The 24,962-nt window shown below is 53.4% G+C and carries 22 protein-coding genes; 14 read left to right on the top strand and 8 right to left on the bottom strand.

Features of this window, described 5'->3' with window-relative positions:
- Window positions 1-198 precede the first annotated feature (198 nt).
- The 4 genes from EIP93_RS16130 to EIP93_RS16115 all read right to left on the bottom strand — a co-directional run bounded on the left by EIP93_RS16130 (window position 199) and on the right by EIP93_RS16115 (window position 4,957).
- A complete protein-coding gene (locus EIP93_RS16130) occupies window positions 199-987 on the bottom strand; it encodes a MurR/RpiR family transcriptional regulator (protein ID WP_039486092.1) in 789 nt (262 codons plus the stop codon).
- 41 nt (window positions 988-1,028) lie between these two features.
- The gene (gene sseA, locus EIP93_RS16125; RefSeq protein WP_125232967.1) at window positions 1,029-1,898 is read right to left on the bottom strand and encodes a 3-mercaptopyruvate sulfurtransferase; all 870 of its coding nucleotides are present in this window, start codon (window positions 1,896-1,898) and stop codon (window positions 1,029-1,031) included.
- A gap of 103 nt (window positions 1,899-2,001) precedes the next feature.
- Complete coding sequence (locus EIP93_RS16120) at window positions 2,002-3,363, bottom strand: 6-phospho-alpha-glucosidase (RefSeq protein WP_103862538.1); 1,362 nt, start codon at window positions 3,361-3,363, stop codon at window positions 2,002-2,004.
- Between the two features lie 13 nt (window positions 3,364-3,376).
- Complete coding sequence (locus EIP93_RS16115; protein WP_105879447.1) at window positions 3,377-4,957, bottom strand: PTS transporter subunit EIIC; 1,581 nt, start codon at window positions 4,955-4,957, stop codon at window positions 3,377-3,379.
- Window positions 4,958-5,512: 555 nt separating this feature from the next.
- Here EIP93_RS16115 and ndk point away from each other — a divergent pair.
- The 12 genes from ndk to EIP93_RS16055 all read left to right on the top strand — a co-directional run bounded on the left by ndk (window position 5,513) and on the right by EIP93_RS16055 (window position 17,368).
- Entirely contained in the window at window positions 5,513-5,941 is a 429-nt protein-coding gene (gene ndk / locus EIP93_RS16110) for a nucleoside-diphosphate kinase (RefSeq protein ID WP_048261474.1), read from the top strand.
- Between the two features lie 279 nt (window positions 5,942-6,220).
- Window positions 6,221-7,477, top strand: a complete 1,257-nt coding sequence (gene rlmN / locus EIP93_RS16105; protein WP_219600596.1) for a dual-specificity RNA methyltransferase RlmN — start codon at window positions 6,221-6,223, stop codon at window positions 7,475-7,477.
- 189 nt (window positions 7,478-7,666) lie between these two features.
- Window positions 7,667-8,446 carry a type IV pilus biogenesis/stability protein PilW gene (gene pilW / locus EIP93_RS16100; protein WP_103971507.1) on the top strand — a complete coding sequence of 260 codons (780 nt, stop codon included), beginning with the start codon at window positions 7,667-7,669 and terminating at the stop codon, window positions 8,444-8,446.
- Window positions 8,436-9,419 carry a cytoskeleton protein RodZ gene (rodZ, locus tag EIP93_RS16095; protein ID WP_103971508.1) on the top strand — a complete coding sequence of 328 codons (984 nt, stop codon included), beginning with the start codon at window positions 8,436-8,438 and terminating at the stop codon, window positions 9,417-9,419. Before pilW ends, rodZ begins: the two co-directional genes overlap by 11 nt.
- A gap of 40 nt (window positions 9,420-9,459) precedes the next feature.
- Entirely contained in the window at window positions 9,460-10,581 is a 1,122-nt protein-coding gene (gene ispG, locus EIP93_RS16090; protein ID WP_039274788.1) for a flavodoxin-dependent (E)-4-hydroxy-3-methylbut-2-enyl-diphosphate synthase, read from the top strand.
- Between the two features lie 137 nt (window positions 10,582-10,718).
- Window positions 10,719-11,993 (top strand): histidine--tRNA ligase, encoded by a 1,275-nt coding sequence (hisS, locus tag EIP93_RS16085; protein WP_125232966.1) that lies wholly within the window; start codon window positions 10,719-10,721, stop codon window positions 11,991-11,993.
- Window positions 11,994-12,006: 13 nt separating this feature from the next.
- On the top strand, window positions 12,007-12,627 hold the full coding sequence (locus EIP93_RS16080) for a YfgM family protein (RefSeq protein WP_107333271.1): 621 nt from the start codon (window positions 12,007-12,009) through the stop codon (window positions 12,625-12,627).
- A gap of 10 nt (window positions 12,628-12,637) precedes the next feature.
- Entirely contained in the window at window positions 12,638-13,819 is a 1,182-nt protein-coding gene (bamB, locus tag EIP93_RS16075; RefSeq protein WP_010280044.1) for an outer membrane protein assembly factor BamB, read from the top strand.
- A gap of 143 nt (window positions 13,820-13,962) precedes the next feature.
- Window positions 13,963-15,450, top strand: a complete 1,488-nt coding sequence (gene der / locus EIP93_RS16070; RefSeq protein WP_039486115.1) for a ribosome biogenesis GTPase Der — start codon at window positions 13,963-13,965, stop codon at window positions 15,448-15,450.
- Between the two features lie 73 nt (window positions 15,451-15,523).
- Window positions 15,524-16,483, top strand: a complete 960-nt coding sequence (locus EIP93_RS16065; protein WP_040032484.1) for an AEC family transporter — start codon at window positions 15,524-15,526, stop codon at window positions 16,481-16,483.
- A 214-nt stretch (window positions 16,484-16,697) separates the two neighbouring features.
- Window positions 16,698-17,141 (top strand): cupin domain-containing protein, encoded by a 444-nt coding sequence (locus EIP93_RS16060; RefSeq protein ID WP_103862531.1) that lies wholly within the window; start codon window positions 16,698-16,700, stop codon window positions 17,139-17,141.
- A 2-nt stretch (window positions 17,142-17,143) separates the two neighbouring features.
- On the top strand, window positions 17,144-17,368 hold the full coding sequence (locus EIP93_RS16055; protein WP_103862530.1) for a zinc ribbon domain-containing protein: 225 nt from the start codon (window positions 17,144-17,146) through the stop codon (window positions 17,366-17,368).
- A gap of 8 nt (window positions 17,369-17,376) precedes the next feature.
- Here the strand turns inward: EIP93_RS16055 and EIP93_RS16050 are convergent, their stop codons facing one another.
- The 3 genes from EIP93_RS16050 to xseA form a co-directional block, all read right to left on the bottom strand.
- Window positions 17,377-17,736 (bottom strand): protealysin inhibitor emfourin, encoded by a 360-nt coding sequence (locus EIP93_RS16050; protein ID WP_103862529.1) that lies wholly within the window; start codon window positions 17,734-17,736, stop codon window positions 17,377-17,379.
- Entirely contained in the window at window positions 17,733-18,776 is a 1,044-nt protein-coding gene (locus EIP93_RS16045) for a M4 family metallopeptidase (RefSeq protein ID WP_103862528.1), read from the bottom strand. Before EIP93_RS16045 ends, EIP93_RS16050 begins: the two co-directional genes overlap by 4 nt.
- Before the next feature lie 426 nt (window positions 18,777-19,202).
- Entirely contained in the window at window positions 19,203-20,597 is a 1,395-nt protein-coding gene (gene xseA, locus EIP93_RS16040) for an exodeoxyribonuclease VII large subunit (protein WP_125232965.1), read from the bottom strand.
- 171 nt (window positions 20,598-20,768) lie between these two features.
- Here xseA and guaB point away from each other — a divergent pair, with 171 nt between their 5' ends.
- Together guaB and guaA are read left to right on the top strand one after the other, a co-directional pair.
- The gene (guaB, locus tag EIP93_RS16035; protein WP_005970134.1) at window positions 20,769-22,235 is read left to right on the top strand and encodes an IMP dehydrogenase; all 1,467 of its coding nucleotides are present in this window, start codon (window positions 20,769-20,771) and stop codon (window positions 22,233-22,235) included.
- Window positions 22,236-22,353: 118 nt separating this feature from the next.
- Window positions 22,354-23,931 carry a glutamine-hydrolyzing GMP synthase gene (guaA, locus tag EIP93_RS16030; RefSeq protein WP_107333267.1) on the top strand — a complete coding sequence of 526 codons (1,578 nt, stop codon included), beginning with the start codon at window positions 22,354-22,356 and terminating at the stop codon, window positions 23,929-23,931.
- A gap of 136 nt (window positions 23,932-24,067) precedes the next feature.
- On the opposite strand, the gene EIP93_RS16025 is transcribed toward guaA, so the two are convergent.
- The gene (locus tag EIP93_RS16025) at window positions 24,068-24,946 is read right to left on the bottom strand and encodes an aldo/keto reductase family oxidoreductase (protein ID WP_103940835.1); all 879 of its coding nucleotides are present in this window, start codon (window positions 24,944-24,946) and stop codon (window positions 24,068-24,070) included.
- Window positions 24,947-24,962: the final 16 nt, after the last annotated feature.

Here is a 24,962-nt window from a genome sequence, read left to right as displayed (position 1 = left end):
CTTGTGCGTTGGCTGCCCTTACTCACCCCAGTCACTTACCTGTGTAAGTTCCTGGGGATTCGTGCGGTTGCCGCGTTACAAGGCTATAAATGAGCCTTGCCCTAACGGGCCAACGCATAGCGTTGTTCAAAACGTTAACGTTTTGCCACGCAACTCGAATTATTTAGGGTATATAAGTTTGATACAGGCAACGGCGGATTACGATTTTTCCGCTGTTGCCTGCAACAGCAGTAAATCGATCAGCATCACCAGATTCGATTCGAATGAGCTAATCTCACCGGCTTCCGCCGCATAGTGAACCGCATCATCGTAGAGCCGGAAGTGCAAATCGGCTAACTCGCCTAACGAATTCAACGACGCGCGGGTAAATGCGATCACCTTCATGCCAATGTTTTTGGCGATACGCGCCTTATCCAACACCTGCTCGGTTTCCCCACTGCGGGAGATGGCGATAAACACCTGATATTTCGGCGCGTTATTGAGAAAAATGCCTCGGCTGTCTCCTAACCCAGAGGAGAAGGCATCTTTCCCCAGCACCTGCAGTTTCTTCGCCAAATATTCGGCAAACAGATGAGAAAACCCTGCGCCATAGAGGAAAAAGTGGCTTTCCTGCCGCAGGATAGCGCTGAAAGCGGCTCTATCCTGATGGCTAATGTAGGCAAACGTGCGCTGATAATTGTCGATAAAATGCTGGAAAGCATCAGGAAGCGAAGCGTCATTGGGCGTAACGACAGGTGAGGGGGCAAGACGCGGATTATCCGTGAGCAGCGTTTTGCAGTGATAAATGAATTCACTGTAGCCGCTAAAGCCGATTTTCTGGCATAGCCGCATGATCGTCGCCGTGGACACATACGTCTTCTGCGCCAGCTCCCGCACCGTGATTTTGCCTATCAGTGATGAATGCTCGGCGATAAAAGCCAGCACGCGGTATTCCGCGCGCGTCAGCGCCTGACCGTGCTGCATTAAGGATGCCAGCCGATTATCCACCTACGACTCCTGACCAACAGGCGCTAAAACACCGAGCGAGATTAATCACGCGCAATGGGGACATCATCGCGGCTACCCCAATCGCTCCACGAACCATCGTACAGCGTCACATTCGGGACATTTAACTGCGTCAGCGCCAGCACGACGACAGATGCCGTTACGCCGGAGCCGCAGCTGGCGACGATGGGACGAGTGAAATCCACGCCGTGCTTATGAAGAATGGTTGCCAGTTCGGCATTGGGTTTTAGCGCACCATGGCTCACTAAATCGGTCCACGGCACGTTCAGGCTGTTGGGAATATGGCCGCGATGCAGGCCGGGGCGCGGCTCATCCACTTCAGCATTAAAACGCGGAGCGGGGCGGGCATCGACAATCTGTTCTGATTTATCCCGACAGATGGAAAGCACGTCATCGCGTGAGCGAATGGCGTTCTCATCCAGCGTAGCGTGGAACGTCGTTGGCTTTGGTGTCACATCGCCCTGTTCCAGCGGTAGGTTCTGTGCTGTCCAGCCCGCCAGACCACCGCTCAGGATTGAAAGGGATGCCGCGCCGAAGGTGTGCAGCATCCACCACGCACGCGGCGCGGAGAAGAGGTTGCCTTCATCGTAAATCACCAGATGCTGCTGGTTATCGATCCCCAACTTGCCCATTGCTTGTGCGAAGTCTTCGCGCGTTGGCATCATATGTGGCAGGTCGGTGCTGTGATCGGATAGCGTTTCAATATCAAAAAAAACCGCGCCAGGCAGATGACCGGCGCGGTATTCAGCGTGAATATCACGGGTGCTGTTGCCCGGAGGCAACATGCGGGCATCGATGAGCGTGATGCTGCTGTCATTCAGGTGGCTGGCAAGCCAGTCTGCGGAGACAAACCGTTCATGAGAAACGGGCAAATCAGAAGACGATGCTGACATAGATCCTCCACGTTGGGGCCGACGAATTCGACCCCGAATCTATCATTGATGTGCAATGATAGATTCATTGTCAGCGATTTTCCCTAATCCGACAAGTAGCGGATTATTGGGCGATACCGTCTCTATATGCTTGTTTTAATTGCGGCCAGTAATCCTGATTGGCTTCAATCATCTCGTCCAGAATGGCTTTGGCGTGCTGCATGGTTGGCACGGTACGGTTCAGGGTAAATGCCTGCAAGGCCTTCTCGTAGCTGCCTTCCAGCGTGGCTTCAACCAGTAATTGTTCGGACGCTAACTGCTGCTCCAGCAAGGCGCGATGGAACTGCGGAACATTCCCCATCCGCACGGGCTCTGGCCCTTGGGCGGTGATATAAGCCGGGACTTCCACCATCGCATCGTAAGGCAGATTGGCGATAGCGCCTTGGTTTTCGACGATGACCAGATGGCGCTGACGGAGATCGAACGCCAGCGAGCAGGCGACATCAACGATGAACGAGCCGTGCACGCCAACGTGGAACGCATCCGACAGAATACCGGTTTCCTTGTAGCTGGCCGCCGCCGCAAACAGCTTCTTCTCACGCCCGTCCATCACTTCATTGGCGCGCGTGTAGTCAGGATCCTGATGCTCAACGATCTGGTTCGGCATCAGGTAGTACTGCAAATATGGATTCGGCACGAATTCCGGGAAATGATCCATGATCGGTTTGATGTTGCGCCAGGTTTTCACCCATGACGGATCGGCGTGCTGCGGATCGGTATCGGCGGCATCGGCGGTCAACAGGCCGTAGCGGGCGATGTGTTCGCGCAGTTCTGGCATACGATCGACACCGTCGACCAGCACGCGGGTAAACCAGCCAAAGTGATTCAGCCCGAAATAGTCCACGGTGATGTCGTGACGATCGACGCCCAGCACGGCGGCGATGTTACGCATCGCGGCAACCGGCATGTCGCAGATATTCAACACGCGGGCGTTAGGACGCAGACGACGAACGCCTTCGGCAACAATCGCGGCAGGGTTGGAGTAATTGACGATCCACGCTTCTTTATGAGCATAGCGCTCAACCAGATCGATCAATTCGGCCATTGGCAGAATAGTACGCAGGCCGTAGGCCAGCCCGCCGGGGCCACAGGTTTCCTGCCCGACGACGCCGTGGCGTAGTGGGATTTTTTCATCCTGCTCGCGCATTTTGTACTGGCCGACGCGCATCTGGGCAAAGACAAAGTGAGCGCCGGTAAATGCGGTTTCTGCGTCGGTTGTGACGGTAAAGACAATGCTGTCACTGTGGTCGCGAATCACCTTTTCCACCACTGGTGCGATGATGTCCTGCCGCGGGCCGTCGATGTCATATAAACGAATCTCTGCCAGCGGGAAATCCGCAAGACGCACCATCAGACTTTTTACGATGCCCGGGGTATAGGTGCTGCCGCCACCAGCAATTGTCAGAATAAATGGGGGGGTCGTCATGGTCAGTCTCCTGTTAAAGCGCGTTTTCAACTGCTTCGCGTATAGTTTTGACGTGAAGTCCGTAAACCACCTGTACGTTGTTACCCTGTCGGATAACGGCTTTCGCACCGGTGTTCTTAAGCTGTTGTTCGTCTACCAAAGCGGGGTCGATGAGCGTGACCCGCAGGCGGGTGTAGCAGTTATCCACCACTTCGATATTGGGCTTACCACCCAACCCGGCGATGATGGTGGCACCCACAAGTTGGGCATCGCCTTTCGCCGCGTCCTGCGTTTTTGCCTGATTCTCTGTTTTGGACTGATATTCGGTTTTGGAATAAAGCCGCGTCTCTTCCTCATCGATTTCACGCCCTGGTGTTGGCATGTCGAAGTACAGAATCAGGAAGCGGAAGACGAAGAAGTAAATCACCGACATAGTCAGCCCAACCACGATGTACATCGGCCAGTTGGATTTCTCGATGCCCAGCGGCAGGTTATAAAGCAAGAAGTCGATGACGCCGTTGGCACCAATCGCATGCACGCCCATGATGGAGAACAGCATCATCCCTATACCAGTCAGTACGGCGTGGACGGCAAACAGCATGGGTGCGACGAACAGGAAGGAAAACTCCAGCGGTTCGGTGACGCCCAGTAAGAAAGAGGTAAAAGCGGCTGGAATCAGAATGGCTTTGGCGGCCAGCCGTTTTTCTGGCTTTGCTGTCACGTACATCGCCAGCGCAGCGGCCGTCAGACCAAACATTTTACTGATACCGCGCGCATCCCAGACCACGGTGGAACTCAGCTGTTTGACGTCCTGACAGGCCATTTCGGCAAAATAGATGTTGCGTGCGCCCTGATACAGCTTGCCGCATACCTCTGCGGTTCCGCCCAGTTCGGTGTACAGGAACGGGGTATAGACCAGATGATGCAGCCCAGTGGGGATCAGCACGCGTTCGAGAAAGCCATATATCGCGATGCCAACAGGGCCCGCACCTTTGATAGCGAAGGCTAGCCAGGTAATGCCGTGCTGAGCAAACGGCCACAGGGTGCTCATCGCAAAGCCCAGCGCAATCGCCAGCGGAATCACCAGAATGGCGACGAAGCAGTGGCCGGAATAGATCGCCATCACGCCGTTAAACTGTTTACTGGAATAGCGGTTATACAAATAGCCTGCGAATCCACCGATCAGGATACCCGCGAAAACGCCCATTTCCAGCACCTGAACGCCCAGCACCATGCCTTGCCCGGCAGGGCGCATTTCTGCGGCAGGCACGAGCTTGCCCTGCAATTGCAGCGTGATGTTCATGGCATTAATGAAGATGATAAACATCACCAGACCAATCAGCGCAGCGTAGCCCTTATCGCGCTTTGCTAGTCCGATCGGAATCCCGACGGCGAACACCAGCGCCAAATTAGCCAGAATCGCCACGGCAGATTTGGAAACCAGTTGACCAAAATCCTGAATCAAGGGGTGATTAAGTAAAGGGACGTAGCCCGCTAAATTGCCGTTACCGAACACATTCCCAAATGCGATGAATAACCCGACAATCGGGAGTATCAGCACCGGCCCATACAGGGACTTGCCGAAATTTTGCAATGCATTGACCGCTCTTTTCATTATCAGCCCTCTTACTGGCCATTATGGTGGGTACAGCAGCAAGGCTAGCAGTGAATGACAAAGAGATTCCAGTTATCTTATTGTTTTAAAAACAAATAACCTATAACGTTACAAGTAACCTTCAGAACTGTGATCGCCGATGATTTGTTACATCCAGTACTGAGCGGTGGGAAGCGAAAAAGCACGAGGCGTAATCGTTAATGAAGAGAGGGTGAGAGGTAATATTTTTTTTAATAAAATGTTACCTCCTTGGTAGGCAACAAAGGCCGCTACCCTTATAATCTGCGCCACTTTCACTGGCCGGGTATACCCGTCATACTTCAAGCTGCATGTGCGTTGGCTTCTCTTACTCACCCCAGTCACTTACTGGTGTAAGCTCCCGGGGATGAAATGAGAGACATCCTGTCTCTCACCGAAGGCCAGCCGGTGGCTGGTCAAATTCGTTCCTGACGAATTTGTCCTGCGGTTGCCGCCTGCCTGCAACTCGAATTATTTAGGGTTGATACAATTCTTATAATCCGGCTGTAATCTGACAGTTTAGTTAATGAGGTCAATATGACGATAGAACGTACCTTCTCCATCGTAAAACCTAATGCGGTTGCTAAAAATGCCATCGGTGCGATTTACGCACGCTTTGAAAGCGCTGGTTTTACCATTGTTGCTGCTAAAATGCTGCGCCTGAACCGTGAGCAAGCGGAAGGCTTTTACGCTGAGCATAAAGGCAAGCCGTTCTTTGATGGCCTGGTCGAATTCATGATGTCTGGCCCGATCATGGTGCAGGCGCTGGAAGGTGAAAACGCCGTTCAACGTAACCGCGACATTATGGGTGCCACCAACCCAGCAAACGCATTGGCGGGAACGCTGCGTGCTGATTACGCGGACAGCTTCACGGCGAACGCGGTACATGGTTCTGACTCTATCGAATCTGCTCAGCGTGAAATTGCTTATTTCTTCAGCGATGACGAAATCTGCCCGCGTGCGTAAATGAAATCGTGCGTAAATGAAATAAGGTTACGCACGATAAATTTTTGTGCGTGATAACAGGTCAGCCTGTGATGTTGCTTCCTTTTTGTTGCGTTAGTGTGCGACACCGAAGCAATGACACAGAAAAAAAGCGGTGATGGTAGCTTACCTGTTTTAAAATTTGTACAATGCTGCGCCCCGGATGAGCCTGCACTTGTCCGGGGCGTTTCTTTGGTCATTACCATCGAATTCAACCTTCTTTTAGTGCCATAACGTGTAATAACGAGGCCAGGATTGACAATGTCTAAGCAAATCGCGTCTGAAACCGTCGTGTCTGAAACGACGGCATCTAACACTACCGCATCTAAAACTACCGTATCCGAGCAAACTGTGTCCGAATTCACTCCGGCGTCCGCTGATGCCTCTCAATCCGTCAAAGCCAGTGCGGAAAAAATCAATCTGTTGGATCTTAACCGCCAGCAAATGCGTGACCTCTTCATGTCGATGGGAGAGAAACCGTTCCGCGCCGATCAGGTCATGAAGTGGATGTATCACTACTGCTGTGATGACTTCAACCAGATGACGGATATTAACAAAGTCTTCCGCACCAAATTGCAGGAGATCGCTGAAATTCGCGCCCCTGAAGTGGTGGACGAGCAGCGATCTTCCGACGGCACCATCAAGTGGGCGATTCTGGTGGGCGGTCAACGGGTTGAAACGGTTTATATTCCAGAAGAAGATCGCGCCACGCTGTGTGTATCGTCTCAGGTAGGCTGTGCGCTGGAGTGCAAATTCTGTTCAACGGCGCAGCAGGGCTTTAACCGCAACCTGCGCGTATCGGAAATCATCGGTCAGGTGTGGCGTGCGGCGAAGATCATCGGTGCGTTTAAAGTCACCGGTCAGCGCCCGATCACCAACGTCGTGATGATGGGCATGGGCGAACCGTTGCTGAACCTGACTAACGTGGTGCCGGCGATGGAAATCATGCTGGATGACTTCGGCTTTGGTTTATCCAAGCGTCGTGTGACGCTGTCTACGTCAGGCGTAGTGCCTGCGTTGGATAAATTGGGCGATATGATCGATGTCGCGCTGGCGATTTCTCTGCATGCGCCGACTGACGACATCCGCAACGAAATCATGCCGATCAACAAAAAGTACAATATTGAGATGTTCCTGAGCGCGGTACGTCGCTATCTGGAAAAATCCAATGCGAATCAGGGACGTGTTACCGTTGAGTATGTGATGTTGGATCATATCAATGATGGCACCGAGCACGCGCATCAACTGGCGGAATGCCTGAAAGATACGCCGTGCAAGATCAACCTGATTCCGTGGAACCCGTTCCCGGGCGCGCCGTATGGCCGCAGCTCAAACAGCCGCGTTGACCGTTTCTCCAAGGTACTGATGGAGTATGGCTTCACGACGATCGTACGTAAGACCCGTGGGGATGACATTGATGCTGCCTGCGGTCAGTTGGCTGGTGAAGTCGTAGACAGAACCAAACGTACGCTGAAGAAGAAAATGGCCGGTGAACCTATCGCGGTGAAAGCAGTCTGATATCAAATGGGCGCGGGTTAATGCGGAAGCGTTAACCCGATGTCGTTCGCTGAGGTAATTTGCAGGGCAAAAGCGAGCAAATTGCGAGGCGCGCCGCGTTGTTGTTAGGTCTGACTGTCACTCTAGTTATATTCAGGTAACCTCGCTGGTCAGGATGTCTGACAAAGACGGCAAGGCGAGGGAACAGGGATGGCAAAGCCACTATCACAGGGACTTTTTTTATTACAGGGAACGTATTGGCTGAGTGGCTTGTTTGCGCTGCTGTTGCTAGCGGGGTGTGTGAAATCGCCTCAGGAGACGACAAATCCCGCGGTCGCCCAAACCCGCTTGCAGCTAGGGTTGACCTATCTGGCGCACAATAACCTGGATTCGGCTCGGCAGAATCTTGAGAAGGCGGTAGCGATGGCTCCGCAGGATTATCGAACACAATTGGGGATGGCGCTTTACGAGCAGCGGATAGGTGAAAATCGTCTGGCTGAACAGCGTTATCAGCATGTGTTGAACATGGCGCCGGAAAATGGCAGCGTCATGAATAATTACGGTGCGTTTCTGTGTAGTTTAGGGCAGTATGTAGCGGCTCAGCGACAGTTTAGTGCGGCTGCACAACTTCCTGATTACAGTCAGGTTGCTGATGCGTTGGAAAATGCAGGATACTGCTTTTTCAATGCCGGACAGACTGAAGACGCACGCAATTTATTGAGTCGGGCGCTGAAGTATGACCCGACGAAAGGCAGTGCTTTGCTGACGGAAGCAAACCAACAGTTTGCTGCCGGGAAAAATGAGCAAGCGCAGCTGCTGCTTGATATTTACCAGCATATTCTTCCGGCCAGTGCCGAAAGCTTATGGTTACAGATTCGTTTCGCCGCGTTAGCGGGCCATGATGGCGATAAAGAACGTTATGGCAACGTGCTGGCGCGAAGTTTTCCACAATCTAAACAGTACCAGCATTTCTTAGCTAATGAATACTGAAGCCACCCAAGATAAAACAGAAGCAAAACTACCCGGTGAACGTCTGCGTGAGGCGCGTGAACGCCTTGGGCTGACTCAGCAAACTATTGCTGAGCGTTTGTGCCTTAAAGTCACCACCGTTCGCGATATTGAAGACGGGACGACGCCTGCCGATTTAGCGCCGACCTTTCTGCGCGGCTATATCCGCTCTTATGCCAAGTTGGTTCATTTACCCGAAGATGAACTGCTTCCCATCGTAGATAAGCAGGCCATCCCTAAAACGATCTCAGTCTCGCCGATGCAGAGTTTTTCGCTCAAAAAAAGCCGCAAAAAGCGTGATGGCTGGTTGATGACAATCACCTGGTTGGTCGTGCTGGTTGTTCTGGGGCTAACGGGCGCATGGTGGTGGCAAAACCATCAGGCTCAGCAGGCGGAAATCAATAGCATGGTTGATCACGCCAGTTCGATGCAGGTACAGACAGAAGGGCAGTCCGTTCCACTGATCGACAACAGCGCAGCGCAGGAAACGGCGACGCCAGACTCTGTAGTGGCACCTTCTACGCAAGTTGATCTTTCTGCTACTGTCGCGGCGACACCTTCAACGCCAGCTTCTGCAACTGCACCGTCCAGCCAATCTCCTACACACGCGAACGCCGCACAGCCACAAGCTGCGGGCAATGTTCTGTTGGGAGCTGGGGCCGTTGCACCCGCTGCGGGTACGGTAGCGGAGAGTAATCCGGTCTCTGCGGCTCATGCCTTGGTGATGACCTTCAAGGCCGATTGCTGGCTGGAAGTGACAGATGCCAGCGGTAAGAAACTGTTCAGCGGTATGCAGCGTAATGGCGGCACACTGAATCTGGATGGTCAGTCACCCTATAAACTTAAAATTGGTGCGCCTGCTGCGGTACAGATTCAATTTCAAGGTAAGCCGGTCGATTTAAGCCAATTTGTGCGTAGCAGTCAGGTTGCACGTCTGACGCTGACCGCAGAATAACGTGTTGTTCAGGTAAGACTGCAATGTTGGAGATGAAGTAATGCATAACGCTGCACCCATAACCCGCCGAAAATCAACAAGGATTTACGTCGGCAAGGTGCCTGTTGGTGATGGTGCGCCGATTGCGGTGCAATCCATGACCAACACCCGAACCACCGACGTTGAAGCTACCGTTAACCAAATCAGAGCGTTGGAACGTGTTGGCGTCGATATCGTCCGCGTCTCCGTGCCAACCATGGACGCGGCGGAAGCTTTTAAGCTTATTAAACAGCAGGTGAATGTCCCGCTCGTCGCCGACATCCATTTTGACTACCGCATCGCACTGAAAGTCGCGGAATACGGTGTCGACTGTCTGCGCATCAACCCCGGCAATATTGGTAACGAAGAGCGCATTCGCTCGGTTGTCGACTGTGCGCGTTACAATAATATCCCGATCCGCATTGGTGTTAACGGTGGCTCGTTGGAAAAAGATTTGCAGGAAAAATACGGTGAGCCAACGCCGGAAGCGCTGCTCGAATCGGCAATGCGCCATGTCGATATCCTCGACCGCCTGAACTTCGATCAGTTTAAAGTCAGCGTCAAAGCGTCGGATGTTTTTCTCGCGGTGCAATCCTATCGTCTGCTGGCTGCGCGTATCGATCAGCCACTGCACCTCGGTATTACCGAAGCGGGCGGTGCACGTAGCGGTGCGGTGAAATCGGCTATCGGCCTCGGTCTACTGCTGTCTGAAGGTATTGGCGACACGCTGCGTATCTCGCTGGCTGCCGATCCAGTTGAAGAAGTGAAAGTCGGTTTCGATATCCTGAAATCGCTGCGTATTCGTGCTCGAGGGATCAACTTCATTGCTTGCCCGACCTGCTCTCGTCAGGAATTTGACGTGATCGGTACGGTGAATGCGCTGGAACAACGGCTGGAAGATCTCATCACGCCGATGGATGTTTCGATTATCGGCTGCGTGGTGAATGGTCCCGGTGAAGCGCTGGTGTCGACGATTGGTGTTACGGGTGGACACAACAAGAGCGGCTTCTATGAAGACGGCGTGCGGCAGAGAGAGCGCTTCGATAACGAACAGATGATCGATCAGTTAGAAGCCAAGATCCGCGCGAAAGCCTCCATGATGGACGAAAATCAGCGTATTACTGTCAATCTGGTGGATAAGTAACTCTGACGGCGTGACGGTATGCCGTTACCCGCCTAATTCACGATTCCTGAACCCGATGGGGATGCCCCGCATTGAAGATGCGACGACAATCCCTCTATAATCGGGTTTATTTTTTGAAAAACGCATAGAGAACTGACGTGGCAAAAAATATTCAAGCCATCCGTGGCATGAACGATTACCTGCCAGCCGAAACGGCATTGTGGCAGCGTATTGAAAACAGCCTGAAACAGGTGCTCAGTGCCTACGGCTATAATGAAATTCGTTTGCCGATTGTCGAGCAAACGCCGCTGTTTAAGCGCGCTATCGGTGAAGTGACCGATGTCGTCGAAAAAGAGATGTATACCTTTGACGATCGCAATGGCGATAGTCTGACTCTGCGCCCGGAAGGGACGGCAGGCTGCGTCCGCGCCGGTATTGAGCACGGTATTCTCTATAATCAGGAACAGCGGCTGTGGTATGTCGGTCCGATGTTCCGCTACGAGCGTCCGCAGAAAGGGCGCTATCGCCAGTTCCATCAGTTGGGCTGTGAAGTGTTTGGTCTGCAAGGGCCGGATATTGATGCCGAACTGATCCTGATGACCGCCCGCTGGTGGCGTGTGCTGGGCATCGCCGACCACGTGAAGCTGGAATTGAACTCGATTGGTTCATTGGACGCACGTGCCCGCTATCGTGAAGCGCTGGTGGCGTTCCTCGAACAGCATAAAGAGCAGTTGGATGAAGACTGCCTGCGCCGGATGTACACCAACCCGCTGCGCGTTCTGGATACGAAAAATCCGCAGATTCAGGTGTTGCTGAACGACGCGCCAGTGCTGACGGACTATCTGGATGATGAATCGCGTACACACTTTGAGGCGCTGGGTGAACTTTTAACGCAGTCCGGCATCCCATATACCGTTAATCCGCGTCTGGTTCGTGGTTTGGATTACTATAACCGCACCGTATTTGAATGGGTGACAACCAGTCTGGGCGCGCAGGGCACGGTCTGTGCCGGTGGGCGTTATGATGGTATGGTGGAACAACTGGGCGGGCACGCGACGCCAGCAGTCGGTTTTGCGATGGGTCTGGAGCGTCTGGTTCTGCTGGTGCAGTCTGTCAATCCAGATTTCAAAGCACAGTCAGGCGTAGATGCTTATCTGATTTCTTCCGGTGCGGGAACGCAGGTTGCGGCAATGCAACTGGCGGAGAAATTACGTGACGCACTGCCGCAGTTGAAACTGATGACCAACTACGGTGGTGGCAACTTTAAGAAACAATTCGCCCGTGCTGATAAATGGGGCGCACGCGTCGCATTGGTATTAGGCGAAAATGAAGTGGCGGCCGGTCAGGTTGTGGTTAAAAACCTGAGCAATGGCGAGCAGGATACATTGGCACAGGCCGACGTCGCATCGCGGCTGGCAACGTTACTGGATTGAGGAGAGAGACACCGTGGAAGTCTATACCACAGAGAATGAACAGGTTGATGCACTACGTCGTTTCCTCGCGGAGAATGGAAAGGCGTTAGTTGTCGGTGTTGTGCTGGGCGTTGGCGCACTGGTTGGCTGGCGTTTCTGGCAAAGCCATCAAAATGACAGCGTGCAGGCGGCATCGGCATCTTATCAGCAGGTGACGAATCAATTGGCCGAAGGCAAAGCTGAAGCGATTGCTTCAACTGAGAAATTTACGGCTGAGAATAAGAATACCTATGGTGCGCTGGCTTCTCTGGAGCTGGCTCGTCATTACGTTGATCAGAAAGATTATGCTAAAGCAGCACAGCAACTGGTACAGGCGCAGTCGCAGACTAAAGATGCCGACCTGCTGGCGGTAGTGAATCTGCGTCTGGCGCGGGTTCAGCTACAGGAAAACAAAGCGGATGACGCGCTGAAAACATTGGATGCCATCAAACTGGAAGGTTGGGCGTCACAGGCTGCGGAAGTGCGTGGTGATATCCTGGTGAGCAAAGGGGATCATCAGGCTGCGCGCGATGCCTACAACAAAGGGTTGTCTTCCAATCCATCGCAGGCACAGCAAGCGTTACTGCGTATGAAACTGAATAACCTGTCCAGCTAAGAGGAATTCCATGCAATTGCGTAAAACACTTTTGGTAGGACTGGTTTCTGTTGCCCTGCTGAGCGGATGCTCGCTGTTTAACAGCGAAGAAGATGTTGTCACTATGTCTCCACTGCCGCAGGTGGAAAACCAGTTCACGCCAACCAAGGTGTGGAACAGCTCGGTTGGGAGCGGGATTGGTGAGTTTTATTCCAATCTTCACCCCGCATGGCAGGATAATCGCGTTTTTGCTGCCGATCGTCGTGGCACCGTGAAAGCGATGGATCTGAGTGACGGCAAAGAGATTTGGCGCGCGGATCTGTCAGAGAAGACCAATTTCTTCTCCCGCAATAATCCAGCGTTGCTGTCCGGCGGCGTAACGGTTTCTGGTAACCATGTCTATGTCGGCAGCGAAAGAGCGCAGGTTTATGCGCTGAATGCGGAAGATGGGACGCCAGTATGGCAGACCAAAGTGGCTGGCGAAGCGTTGTCTCGCCCTGTCGTCAGCGACGGTGTAGTGCTGATTCACACCAGCAACGGCATGTTGCAGGCATTGAATGAAGCAGATGGCGCAATCAAGTGGAGCGTCAACTTAGATATGCCGACGCTGTCTCTGCGCGGCGAATCTGCACCGACAACTGCATTTGGTGCGGCGATTGTGGGTGGTGATAACGGTCGTGTAAACGCCGTGATGATCAATCAGGGCCAGCTCATTTGGCAACAGCGTATTTCACAGCCGAGTGGCGCAACCGAAATCGATCGTCTGAACGATGTCGACACGACGCCAGTTGTCGCGGGCGAAGTGGTTTACGCGCTGGGTTACAATGGCAACATGACCGCGCTGGATCTGCGTTCTGGTCAGGTTCTGTGGAAGCGTGAACTGGGTTCAGTGCATGATTTCATCATTGATGGTGACCGCATCTATCTGGTCGATCAGGACGATCGCGTTGTTGCATTGAATACCAACGGCGGCGTGAGCCTGTGGCGTCAAAGCGATCTGTTGCACCGTAACTTAACGGCTCCGGCGCTGTATAATGGTTATCTGGTTGTCGGCGATACCGAAGGGTATCTGCACTGGCTGAATACGGCGGATGGTCGCTTCGTGGCGCAGCAAAAAGTGGATAGCTCTGGCTTCCTGAGCAAGCCTGTGGTTGCCAGCGATAAGCTGCTGATTCAGGCGAAAAACGGTGATGTCTACGCGTTCACTCGCTAAGTAACCCGTATTGATTTGGAGCACAGCGTTTTTGGGTGTGCTCGTATAACGGCTCCTGACATTATCAGGGGCCGTTTCGTCTTTTTATCGTCAGCGAGTATTTCGCTGTAACGTATTGAAATATAAGTAATGAGGTTGTAACAATGATACCTGTCGTCGCGCTGGTCGGGCGCCCGAATGTGGGGAAATCCACGCTATTTAACCGCTTAACGCGCACTCGTGATGCATTAGTGGCGGATTTTCCTGGGCTGACTCGTGACCGCAAGTATGGTCGTGCAGAAGTGGAAGGGCATGAATTTATTATCGTCGATACCGGTGGCATCGACGGCACAGAAGACGGTGTAGAAACGCGTATGGCTGGCCAATCGCTGGTAGCGATTGAAGAGGCGGATATCGTGCTGTTCATGGTGGATGCTCGCGCGGGGTTGATGCCTGCGGATGAGGGCATTGCCAAGCATTTGCGCAGCCGTAAAAAAACCACGGTGCTGGTCGCCAATAAGACTGATGGCCTCGACCCAGATACGGTCACGGCGGATTTCTATTCGCTCGGTATGGGCGAAGTGTACGCGATCGCGGCGTCTCATGGCCGTGGCGTGACGTCACTGCTGGAAACGGTTTTGCTGCCGTTCGTGCAGGATGAAATAGAAGAACCGGTCGAGTTAACCGAAGAAGAAGAGAACGCGGCTTACTGGGCTGCGTTAGAAGCGGAAGATAAGGCCAGCGAAGAAGAAGCAGAAGACGATTTCAATCCTGAAGATTTGCCTATCAAATTAGCGATTGTCGGGCGTCCTAACGTGGGCAAATCCACGCTGACTAACCGTATTCTGGGTGAAGAGCGCGTGGTGGTGTATGACATGCCGGGCACGACGCGTGACAGTATCTACATCCCGATGGTGCGTGACGAACGTGAATACGTTCTGATTGATACCGCCGGGGTGCGTAAGCGCGGAAAAGTGACAGAAACGGTAGAGAAATTCTCCGTGATCAAGACGTTGCAGGCGATTGAAGATGCCAACGTAGTCCTGCTAGTTATCGATGCACGTGAAGGCATTTCCGATCAGGATCTCTCGCTACTGGGCTTTATCCTCAATAGTGGGCGCTCACTGGTGATCGTGGTGAACAAGTGGGATGGCCTGTCACAGGAAGTGCGCGATCAGGTGAAAGATATGCTGGATCTGCGTCTCGGCTTTATCGATTTTGCCCGCATTCACTTCATTTCTGCGCTACACGGCAGCGGTGTGGGTAATCTGTTCGAGTCGGTAACTGAAGCCTATTCTTGCGCGACTCGTCGCGTCAGTACGGCAATGTTAACCCGCGTTATGCAAATGGCGGCAGACGATCACCAGCCGCCGCTGGTGCGCGGTCGCCGCGTGAAGCTGAAATATGCGCACGCCGGTGGTTATAACCCGCCGATTGTGGTGATCCACGGGAATCAGGTGAAAGACCTGCCGGATTCCTACAAGCGCTACCTGATGAACTACTACCGTCGTTCGCTGGAAGTGATGGGTACGCCGATTCGTATTCAGTTTAAAGAAGGTGAAAACCCCTTTGCGGACAAGCGCAACACGCTGACGCCAAACCAGCTACGCAAGCGTAAGCGGCTAATGTCGCATCTTAAAAAAAGTAAGTGATTTATTAGCGGGGCGAATAGCGATATTCGCCCCGTTTTATCAGAGAAGAAACCAATAATAACCAAGGAAAGCCATGTCCTGGGAAACCTGGAGTTTTGCGTTCAACGTCACGATGCCCAATTTGCTGATGTTGTTTATGGGTGTTGCGTTGCGCAAAATCGGCCTGCTAAATGATGCCTTTTGCGATGCAGCGATGCGCTTGGTGTTCAATCTTTCTTTGCCTTGCCTGCTGTTTTTCAGCGTGGCAAGCAATCATCAGTCGTTCTCGGAGCAGTGGCCGCTGGTGCTGTATGGCACGTTAGGCACGCTGGCGACATTCCTGCTGCTGGAAATTGCTGCCGTCCGCCTCATTAAAGAACCCACTGAGCGTGGCATCTTCGTGCAGGGCGGCTTCCGCTCTAACACGGGCATCATGGGGCTTGCGTTTGCCGTGAGCGCCTATGGTGAAGAGGGCGTGGCGGTGGGGTCGCTGTATCTGGTTGTCACGGTGATCATGTTCAACGCGCTGTCGGTGATTACCCTCACGCGCAGTTTGCAGCGTAAATCACCCGATCAGCGCATCAGCGTTCTCATGTTATTACGAGGAATCGCCACCAACCCGCTGATTATCGGTTTACTCTGCGGTGCTGCGTATGCGCAGAGCCATTTGCCGATGCCTGCCGTGATTAAACAAACGGGCAGCTTTATTTCCTCAATGGCGTTGCCGCTGGCGTTACTCTGCGCCGGAGCTAGTCTGGAGTGGCGCAGTATGTTTCGGTCGTCCAACGTCGCCATGCTTGCTTCTGTGGCGAAGCTGTTGGTCGTTCCGGGGCTGTTGACGTTTGGGGGATGGCTGGTGGGCTTCCGGGGCGTTGAACTCGGTATTATCTTCCTGTTTTCCTCAACGCCGACGGCATCGGGTAGCTACGTGATGACGCGGGCGATGGGCGGAAACGCTACGCTGGCGGCCAATATCATCGGGCTGACGACGGCGGGAGCTTTCTTTGTGATTGCGCTGGGGCTCTATTTTTTACGCTCACTGGGCGTGATTTAGCGCAAGAGTGAAGAGTGCCCTGTTCGAGAGTGCTTATGGTGACGAGCTGCGGTAATCAAGCAAAAGCCTGCCGGTTTTATCATGCTGCCTGAGATGTTTCAGCTTGGGTGGCTCCTGTTGCAGTAAGTGACAGAGTCTTACGTCTTGCCTTTTGGCTCACAGAACATGAATTTGCTAGCGTACTCTTGAACAGTCTTTTGCCAGAGGCGCGGTGATGAAAACAAATCGTTCTGAGCGGGGCGTATATTGCCAGCGGATTGCCCCGCAGGCCCAGTATCAGGGCAAACAAGGATTGGTTTACTCGGTTGGAATTTCACGAGAGACGGTAGGTGCCCAACATCTTCATATGCAGTTAGCGTGGATTCCGCCGCGTTCGCAAGGAAAGGCGCATAAGCACGAACATCACGAAACGGCGATTTATGCGCTGAGCGGTATTTCCTGTGTGTATTACGGGGAACAGCTTGAAAACATGATTGAATTACCCGAAGGCAATTTCCTCTATATCCCTGAGAACGTCCCGCATTTGCCCTATAATCCCAGTGATGAGGTTGCCGTGTTGGTGATTTCCCGCACTGACGCCAACGAGCAGGAAAGTGTGGTTATGCTGCCGGAATTGGACAGAAATGTGCTCCCTGAACGTGGTGAAAAGAAAGGATAAACATGGAAGCAAATTGCCTGAGCTGTGGCCATCCTCTGGCCTGGAAAAGCGGTGCGCGGTTTCAGTGTACTGCCTGCCAGCAGGATTATCTGCGTGAGGCCGCGTGCCCTGAATGTAAGCACTCGCTTCAGGAACTGAAAGCCTGTGGTGCGGTGGATTATTTTTGCCAGCAGCACGGGATGATTTCCAAACGGCGAGTCGTGTTCAGCTACGCGCCTGCCGATTAAATCCATTATTACTTAATCAATGGTGACTCCTGTACGCCGTTGCGCCACAGTTCAGTCAGCTCCGGTGGCGCACGGTCTTCGGGGATTAGCAGGATGACATCGGTATAGTGATTCTGTTGCGGTTGGCTGTAGCTGATGTGGATACGGTAATAGAACTGGTCGCCGCGCCCTGGGCCGTCGGGTTCGCTGGGTTCGCGAGCCTGAGGAAAGGCATGACGGATCGCGTTACAAATACGCTCCCGTTCGGATGGCGGTACGCTGGCGAGCGCGAAGCGTCGCGGCCCCGCCAGCTTAGGGATAAAGGCAAATCCCCCTTCACGCGCTAGCTCAATGATGGCATCGTCGTTGAGCGCCGGCAGCGTCTTCATAGGAACTCCTGCCGAACCTCCACGCCCACGGTTTCCCACGACTGCTGGACAATGTCAGCAACCGTGTGGTTAAAACGCTTAGCGGCATGTTGAATGGTATGGCGCGCGAAAATTTCGAAATCCGCATTTTGCGGCAGCGTTTTATCACACAGCGTGTCGTACCAGATACGACCCGCTTTTTCCCATGAATGGCCGCCTAGCGCGATGGCCGCCAGATAGAATGCCCGGTTGGGGATGCCTGAATTCAAGTGTACGCCGCCGTTGTCTTCACGGGTATTCACATACTCGTTCATGTGAGAGGGCTGGGGATCGATACCGAGCAACTCATCATCATACGCCGTGCCCGGATGTGACATCGACCGCAGCCCCATGCCGTGAATACCGTCAGCCAGAAGCTCGGCACCGATAAGCCAATCGGCCTGCTCTGTGGTTTGCCCCAAATGATACTGCTTGACCATGGAGCCAAAGACATCGGACAGCGATTCATTTAGCGCACCGGACTGGCGGAAATAAATCAGACCCGCTTCGTTTTCGGTGATGCCATGAGTGAGTTCATGCGCGACCACATCAAGCGCAATCGTGAAGCGATTAAAGATTTTGCCGTCGCCATCTCCAAACACCATCTGCTGCCCGTTCCAGAAGGCATTCTGATAATCCTGACCGTAATGGACTGTGCCAGCCAGCGGCAGCCCTTCGGCGTCCAGTGAGTTACGTTGAAAAATCTTCCAGAAGAAGTCGTAAGTGACGCCTAGGTAGCTGTAGGCCTCATCGACGGCGATATCGCCGTTGCTGGGTTGACCTTCAGCGCGCACCAGCTTGCCGGGCAATTGTTGTTGCTGTTCGGCATCATGAATGCTGCGATTTGCCTGCCCGGCGGGTAATTTCTCATGGGGTTCCGGGCGCGGATGGTGGCTGACCATTAATGACTGAACGTGCATCAGCGTCTGTTGCGCGCAGTGGCGCTGCTCGTCTGTGCCGTTTGCGATAATACGATGCAAAATGTAAGGGGGGATCACGCTACAAATCGGTCTGGACTTCATACCTCATCTCCTTGAAAACGCTCATCAGGGGTAACACAGACGATCAACAAAGCTCACTGTCTTTATCCACTTCATTTCGCCACGTGGAGGCTGGTAACCCATGCAGTGAAAACGGTGAATGTATACCCTAAATAATTCAAGTTGCAGGAAGGCGGCGACGCAGGGAGTCCCCGGGAGCTTACATCAGTAAGTGACTGGGGTGAGCGAGGACAAATCGACTGCGTCGATTTGAACGCCGTTTGCGGCGGCCCGTTAGGGCGAGGCTCAAGTATGAGTCGAGTATTGCCAACGCACATGCAGCTTGAAGTATAACGGGTATTAAGTTAGTGAGCTGGGAATGAGTATAGTTCAGATGCCGGGGGCAAGAATGGGGGATCGCCGTTGTTTTAGGACAAATCCCCATTTATGCATTTTATGCCGTTCGCGTTATTTTGGCGTCGAGGATGAGGGTTTTCGCGGCTTTTTCACGGAACTTTTATTCGGAACCAGCGTCGTGACCTGACTTTCTACCCAGCCGTCCTGCAAACGGGTTTTCAGCGTTTCGCCAGGGGAAATTTGCGCGACGTTTTTCAGCACTTTACCGTCCGGGGCGGTGGTGACGTTATAGCCACGCGCCAGCGTCGCCAGCGGGCTAACGCCTTCCAGTCGCGAACAGGCGATACCTAGCTTCTGCTTGTTCTGATTCAACTGACGTTCTACTGCGCTTTGCATCTGATAGCTAAGCTGCTGCAAACGCTGCTGTGCACGATGAATCCGGGTCTGCGGCTGCTGTTGCATCAGGCGCTGTTGTAAGCGTTCACTTCGGCGCGAAGTCTGCCGAAGCTGCTGCTGCATGGCGTCATCCAACCGCTGACGCAGTTTAACCAGCTGTGCCTGCTGGCGTGCCAGCCGCAGTTGCGGATGCTGCTGCTGTAAGCGGTGGTGCAGACGGGTAAAGTCCCGATTGCGCTGGGCAAGGTAATAATCCATCGCCATTTCCAGACGCTGGCGCTGGGACTGTATCTGACGCAATAGCTCAAGTTGGTTACGACTTACTAACTCGGCAGCAGCGGACGGCGTGGGCGCGCGCAGGTCACCCACGAAATCGGCGATGGTGACATCGGTTTCGTGGCCGACAGCGCTGACGATAGGAATACGGCTGGCGAAAATCGCACGGGCTACTCGTTCGTCATTAAAACTCCACAGATCTTCCAGCGAACCGCCGCCGCGCCCGACGATTAACACATCACACTCATCCCGCTGGTTAGCCAGCTCAATAGCGCGAACAATCTGTAGCGGCGCTTCCGCACCTTGCACCGACGTGGGATACACGATCACCGGCAGTGACGGATCGCGGCGCTGCAACACCTGCAAGATATCGTGCAGGGCGGCACCGCTGGCTGACGTAATCACGCCGACCTGTTTGGCGGGAGAGGGGAGTACTTGCTTAAACTGTTGGTCGAACAGCCCTTCGGCGGCGAGACGCTGCTTGAGCTGCTCAAACTGCTGCTGTAGCAGGCCATCGCCCGCGGGCTGCATGCTTTCTGCCAGCAACTGATAGTCACCACGGGGTTCGTAGAGCGTAATACTCGCCCGAATCAGCACCTGCTGACCGTTGTGCGGGCGGAACGTTACTTTACGGTTGCTGGTACGAAACATCGCGCAGCGCACCTGTGCACGCTCGTCTTTCAGCGTGAAATACCAATGGCCGGATGAGGGCTGAGAAAGGTTGGAGATTTCGCCGGAGAGCCAAATCTGGCCCATTTCCATTTCCAACAGTTGTCTAACCGTCTGATTCAGGCGGCTAACGGTAAAAATTGCAGAGGAGGGAAATTGAGACATTGTGAGCCAGATCAAATTTTAAAACAGTCACTTAATTAATCGATACTACCTACCTGAAACAGGTAATCAAGCATTTTAGTAAAATAATGCTGGAGGCAACCGATTACGCTCTGTATAATGCCACGGCAATATTTTATCTATTCTTACATCCACCTTGGTGAGATATTGCCCATGCTACGTATCGCTAAAGAAGCACTGACGTTTGATGACGTCCTCCTGGTTCCTGCTCATTCTACTGTTCTGCCTAACACTGCCGATCTGTCCACGCAGTTGACGAAAAACATCCGCCTGAATATTCCTATGCTGTCCGCAGCGATGGATACCGTTACCGAATCCGGCTTGGCTATTGCGCTGGCGCAGGAAGGCGGTCTGGGCTTTATTCACAAAAATATGTCCATTGAGCGTCAGGCTGAAGAAGTTAGCCGCGTGAAAAAACACGAAAGCGGCGTGGTGGTTGATCCACAAACCGTGACGCCAGAAACCACACTGCGTGAAATGAAAGAACTGACCGAGCGCAATGGCTTCGCTGGCTATCCTGTCGTGGCAAAAGACAACGAACTGGTCGGTATCATCACCGGTCGTGACGTGCGTTTTGTTACCGATTTGGAAAAACCGGTTAGTGCGTTCATGACGCCGAAAGAGCGTCTGGTCACTGTCAAAGAAGGCGAAGCGCGTGATGTCGTGCTGCAAAAAATGCACGAAAAACGCGTTGAAAAAGCGCTGGTGATTGACGACCAATTCCACCTGATCGGCATGATCACGGTAAAAGATTTCCAGAAAGCAGAACGTAAACCAAACGCCTGTAAAGACGAACACGGTCGTCTGCGCGTAGGCGCAGCGGTTGGTGCGGGTGCAGGTAACGAAGAGCGTGTTGATGCGCTGGTTGCCGCAGGCGTTGACGTCCTGCTGATCGACTCCTCACACGGCCATTCCGAAGGCGTATTGCAGCGTATTCGTGAAACGCGCGCTAAATACCCGAACCTCGAAATCATCGGCGGTAACGTTGCGACAGGCTCTGGCGCGAAAGCGCTGGTCGAAGCGGGCGTGAGCGCGGTGAAAGTGGGTATCGGCCCTGGCTCTATCTGTACGACGCGTATCGTGACTGGCGTGGGCGTACCGCAGATTACGGCTATCTCTGATGCCGTTGAAGCGCTGGAAGGCACGGGCATTCCGGTCATCGCCGACGGCGGTATCCGCTTCTCTGGCGACATCGCTAAAGCCATCGCGGCAGGCGCAGCCTGTGTCATGGTCGGTTCTATGCTGGCGGGTACGGAAGAATCCCCGGGCGAAATCGAACTGTATCAGGGCCGTTCATTCAAATCTTATCGCGGCATGGGTTCACTGGGCGCAATGTCCAAAGGCTCATCAGACCGTTACTTCCAGACCGATAACGCTGCCGACAAACTGGTGCCAGAAGGTATCGAAGGCCGCGTAGCCTATAAAGGCCGCCTGAAAGAGATCGTTCACCAGCAGATGGGCGGTTTGCGCTCCTGCATGGGCCTGACCGGTTGCGCCACTATCGATGCACTGCGCACGCAGGCTGAGTTTGTACGCATCAGCGGCGCGGGTATTCAGGAAAGCCACGTTCACGACGTTACCATTACTAAAGAGTCACCGAACTACCGTATGGGTTCATAAGGTGATTTAATGCCATAAACCCTGTACTATTTTGCGCCGCTCTGCCTTTGAATAAGGCGGAGCGGTTAGCTGGGTTTACTTTTCGCTTTTGTCTTTTGCTTTTTGGAACATGCTCCTCATGACTCAAAACATTCATCAACACCGCATTCTTATTCTGGATTTCGGCTCACAGTACACGCAACTGGTTGCACGTCGCGTGCGTGAACTGGGCGTTTACTGTGAACTGTGGGCATGGGATGTCACGGAAGCACAGATTCGTGGATTTAATCCGAACGGGATCATCCTGTCCGGCGGCCCGGAAAGCACCACCGAGTTTGGCAGCCCGCGTGCGCCAGAATACGTTTTCAATGCTGGCGTACCGGTATTAGGCGTGTGCTATGGCATGCAGACGATGGCGATGCAGTTGGGTGGCCACGTTGAAGGTTCCAACGAGCGTGAGTTTGGTTATGCGCAGGTAGAAGTGAAAACGGATAGCGCGCTGGTGCGTGATATTCAGGATGCGTTGAGCGCCGCTGGCGCACCGCTGCTGGATGTCTGGATGAGCCACGGCGATAAAGTAACGGCGATCCCAGAAGGGTTTGAGACCGTTGCCAGCACCGATACCTGCCCGTTTGCCATTATGGCTAACGAAGAGAAGCGTTTTTACGGCGTGCAGTTCCACCCTGAAGTGACGCACACCCGTCAGGGCCAGCGCATGCTGGAGCGTTTTGTTCTTGATATCTGCCAGTGTGAAGCGTTGTGGACGCCAGCCAAGATTATCGACGATGCGGTGAACCGTATTCGTGAGCAGGTAGGCAACGATCACGTGATTTTGGGCCTGTCTGGCGGCGTGGATTCTTCCGTTACTGCGATGCTGCTGCACCGTGCGATTGGCGATCGTCTGACCTGTGTGTTTGTCGATAACGGCCTGCTGCGCCTGAACGAAGCCGATCAAGTTCTGGAAATGTTCGGCGATCAGTTTGGTCTGAACATTGTTCACGTGGCGGCGGAAGAGCGCTTCCTGAGCGAACTGGCGGGTGAAGATGAGCCGGAAGCCAAGCGCAAAATTATTGGCCGCGTGTTTGTTGAAGTGTTTGATGAAGAAGCCAGCAAGCAAGCCAATGTGAAATGGCTGGCGCAAGGCACCATCTACCCAGACGTGATCGAATCTGCGGCTTCTGCCACTGGCAAAGCGCACGTGATCAAGTCACACCACAACGTGGGTGGCCTGCCGAAAGAGATGAAGCTGGGTCTGGTTGAGCCGCTGAAAGAGTTGTTCAAAGACGAAGTGCGCAAGATCGGTCTGGAACTGGGTCTGCCGTACAACATGCTGTACCGTCACCCGTTCCCAGGCCCAGGTCTGGGCGTGCGCGTGCTGGGTGAAGTGAAGAAAGAATACTGCGACCTGCTGCGTCGTGCGGATGCGATCTTCATCGAAGAGCTGCACAAAGCCGACCTGTACAACAAGGTCAGTCAGGCATTCACCGTCTTCCTGCCAGTTCGTTCCGTGGGCGTGATGGGCGATGGCCGTAAATACGATTGGGTTGTCGCGCTGCGCGCGGTAGAAACCATCGACTTTATGACCGCGCACTGGGCACACCTACCATACGACTTCCTCGGTCGCGTATCCAACCGCATCATCAACGAAGTCGACGGTATCTCCCGTGTTGTTTACGACGTATCGGGCAAGCCACCAGCGACGATTGAGTGGGAATAAGCCTGCGTCCGGCATTGCCCGGCACCATCTAGCAAGAAATGCCCAGGAGCCCGCGTAATTGCGGGCTTTTCACATTTTGAAGAAGTTCATCGGTATGGTTGTTTCTCACTAAAGACACCCACCACGTTAAGCATAATCAATCTACCTGTTGCGAAATGCTATTAAGCTTAGCGATCTGCTCGCGTGACAATACGAGTTCTGCTGCGGCGAAATTCTCTCGAAGATGCGTCGTAGATGATGTTCCAGCAATGACCAAAATGTTAGGAGATCGCTGTAGTAGCCATGCTAGTGCAACCTGCTTTGGTGTTGCTCCGGCTTCGTCAGCCACTTGCGAAAGGAGAGACGATTGCAGCGGCGAAAACCCGCCCAACGGGAAGAAGGGAACATAGGCCACCCCTTGTGCTGCCAGAGTGTCGATGAATTCATCGTCATCACGCTTGACCAAATTATATTGGTTCTGGACGCACACGATTGTCGTTATCGACTTGGCTTCGGCGAATTGCGTGGGTGAGACATTACTCAATCCAATGTGACGAATCAGGCCTTGCCGCTGAAGTTCAACAAGTGCATCCAATGATTCGGCTATCGGTCGGTCGTCTGGTCCGTATGCGCCACCTAGCCGCAAATTGACAACATCGAGTGTTTCCAAACCGAGGCTTGTGAGGTTTTCATGCACAGCACGCTTGAGCCCATCCGGCGTAAGATCGGGTACCCAAGATGTATCGTCACCACGTACGAAGCCGACTTTGGTAACGATCGTGAGGCGATCAGAATAAGGTGACAACGCTTCATGGATGAGTTGGTTGGATACGCTTGGACCATAGAATTCGGCTGTGTCGATGTGATTGGCTCCCAGAGCTATCACCTCGCGCAGTACTGCCAAAGCAGCGTCCTTGTCGCGTGGTGGACCCCAGACGTGCGTGCCGGGCAATTGCATGGTGCCATAGCCCATTCGCTTCAGGTTCAACGATGTGCCAATAGGGGTAAACGTGCCGCCAAGGTTAGAGGGGTTCATGAAATTATCCTAATGT

Source organism: Pectobacterium versatile (assembly GCF_003932035.1).
Taxonomy (GTDB): Bacteria; Pseudomonadota; Gammaproteobacteria; order Enterobacterales; family Enterobacteriaceae; genus Pectobacterium; species Pectobacterium versatile.
Note: the sequence above shows the minus strand (reverse complement) of the source record. Positions and strands in the feature narration are given on the sequence as shown.

Bases quoted from the DNA above. Each gene is read 5' to 3' on its own strand.
- EIP93_RS16065 (WP_040032484.1), top strand. From the start codon at position 15,524: ATGTCCTGGGAAACCTGGAGTTTTGCGTTCAACGTCACGATGCCCAAT.
- sseA (WP_125232967.1), bottom strand. From the start codon at position 1,898: ATGTCAGCATCGTCTTCTGATTTGCCCGTTTCTCATGAACGGTTTGTC.
- der (WP_039486115.1), top strand. From the start codon at position 13,963: ATGATACCTGTCGTCGCGCTGGTCGGGCGCCCGAATGTGGGGAAATCC.
- guaB (WP_005970134.1), top strand. From the start codon at position 20,769: ATGCTACGTATCGCTAAAGAAGCACTGACGTTTGATGACGTCCTCCTG.
- guaA (WP_107333267.1), top strand. From the start codon at position 22,354: ATGACTCAAAACATTCATCAACACCGCATTCTTATTCTGGATTTCGGC.
- EIP93_RS16045 (WP_103862528.1), bottom strand. From the start codon at position 18,776: ATGAAGTCCAGACCGATTTGTAGCGTGATCCCCCCTTACATTTTGCAT.
- rodZ (WP_103971508.1), top strand. From the start codon at position 8,436: ATGAATACTGAAGCCACCCAAGATAAAACAGAAGCAAAACTACCCGGT.
- ispG (WP_039274788.1), top strand. From the start codon at position 9,460: ATGCATAACGCTGCACCCATAACCCGCCGAAAATCAACAAGGATTTAC.
- EIP93_RS16060 (WP_103862531.1), top strand. From the start codon at position 16,698: ATGAAAACAAATCGTTCTGAGCGGGGCGTATATTGCCAGCGGATTGCC.
- rlmN (WP_219600596.1), top strand. From the start codon at position 6,221: ATGTCTAAGCAAATCGCGTCTGAAACCGTCGTGTCTGAAACGACGGCA.
- pilW (WP_103971507.1), top strand. From the start codon at position 7,667: ATGGCAAAGCCACTATCACAGGGACTTTTTTTATTACAGGGAACGTAT.
- EIP93_RS16055 (WP_103862530.1), top strand. From the start codon at position 17,144: ATGGAAGCAAATTGCCTGAGCTGTGGCCATCCTCTGGCCTGGAAAAGC.
- EIP93_RS16115 (WP_105879447.1), bottom strand. From the start codon at position 4,957: ATGAAAAGAGCGGTCAATGCATTGCAAAATTTCGGCAAGTCCCTGTAT.
- xseA (WP_125232965.1), bottom strand. From the start codon at position 20,597: ATGTCTCAATTTCCCTCCTCTGCAATTTTTACCGTTAGCCGCCTGAAT.
- bamB (WP_010280044.1), top strand. From the start codon at position 12,638: ATGCAATTGCGTAAAACACTTTTGGTAGGACTGGTTTCTGTTGCCCTG.
- EIP93_RS16025 (WP_103940835.1), bottom strand. From the start codon at position 24,946: ATGAACCCCTCTAACCTTGGCGGCACGTTTACCCCTATTGGCACATCG.
- EIP93_RS16120 (WP_103862538.1), bottom strand. From the start codon at position 3,363: ATGACGACCCCCCCATTTATTCTGACAATTGCTGGTGGCGGCAGCACC.
- ndk (WP_048261474.1), top strand. From the start codon at position 5,513: ATGACGATAGAACGTACCTTCTCCATCGTAAAACCTAATGCGGTTGCT.
- EIP93_RS16050 (WP_103862529.1), bottom strand. From the start codon at position 17,736: ATGAAGACGCTGCCGGCGCTCAACGACGATGCCATCATTGAGCTAGCG.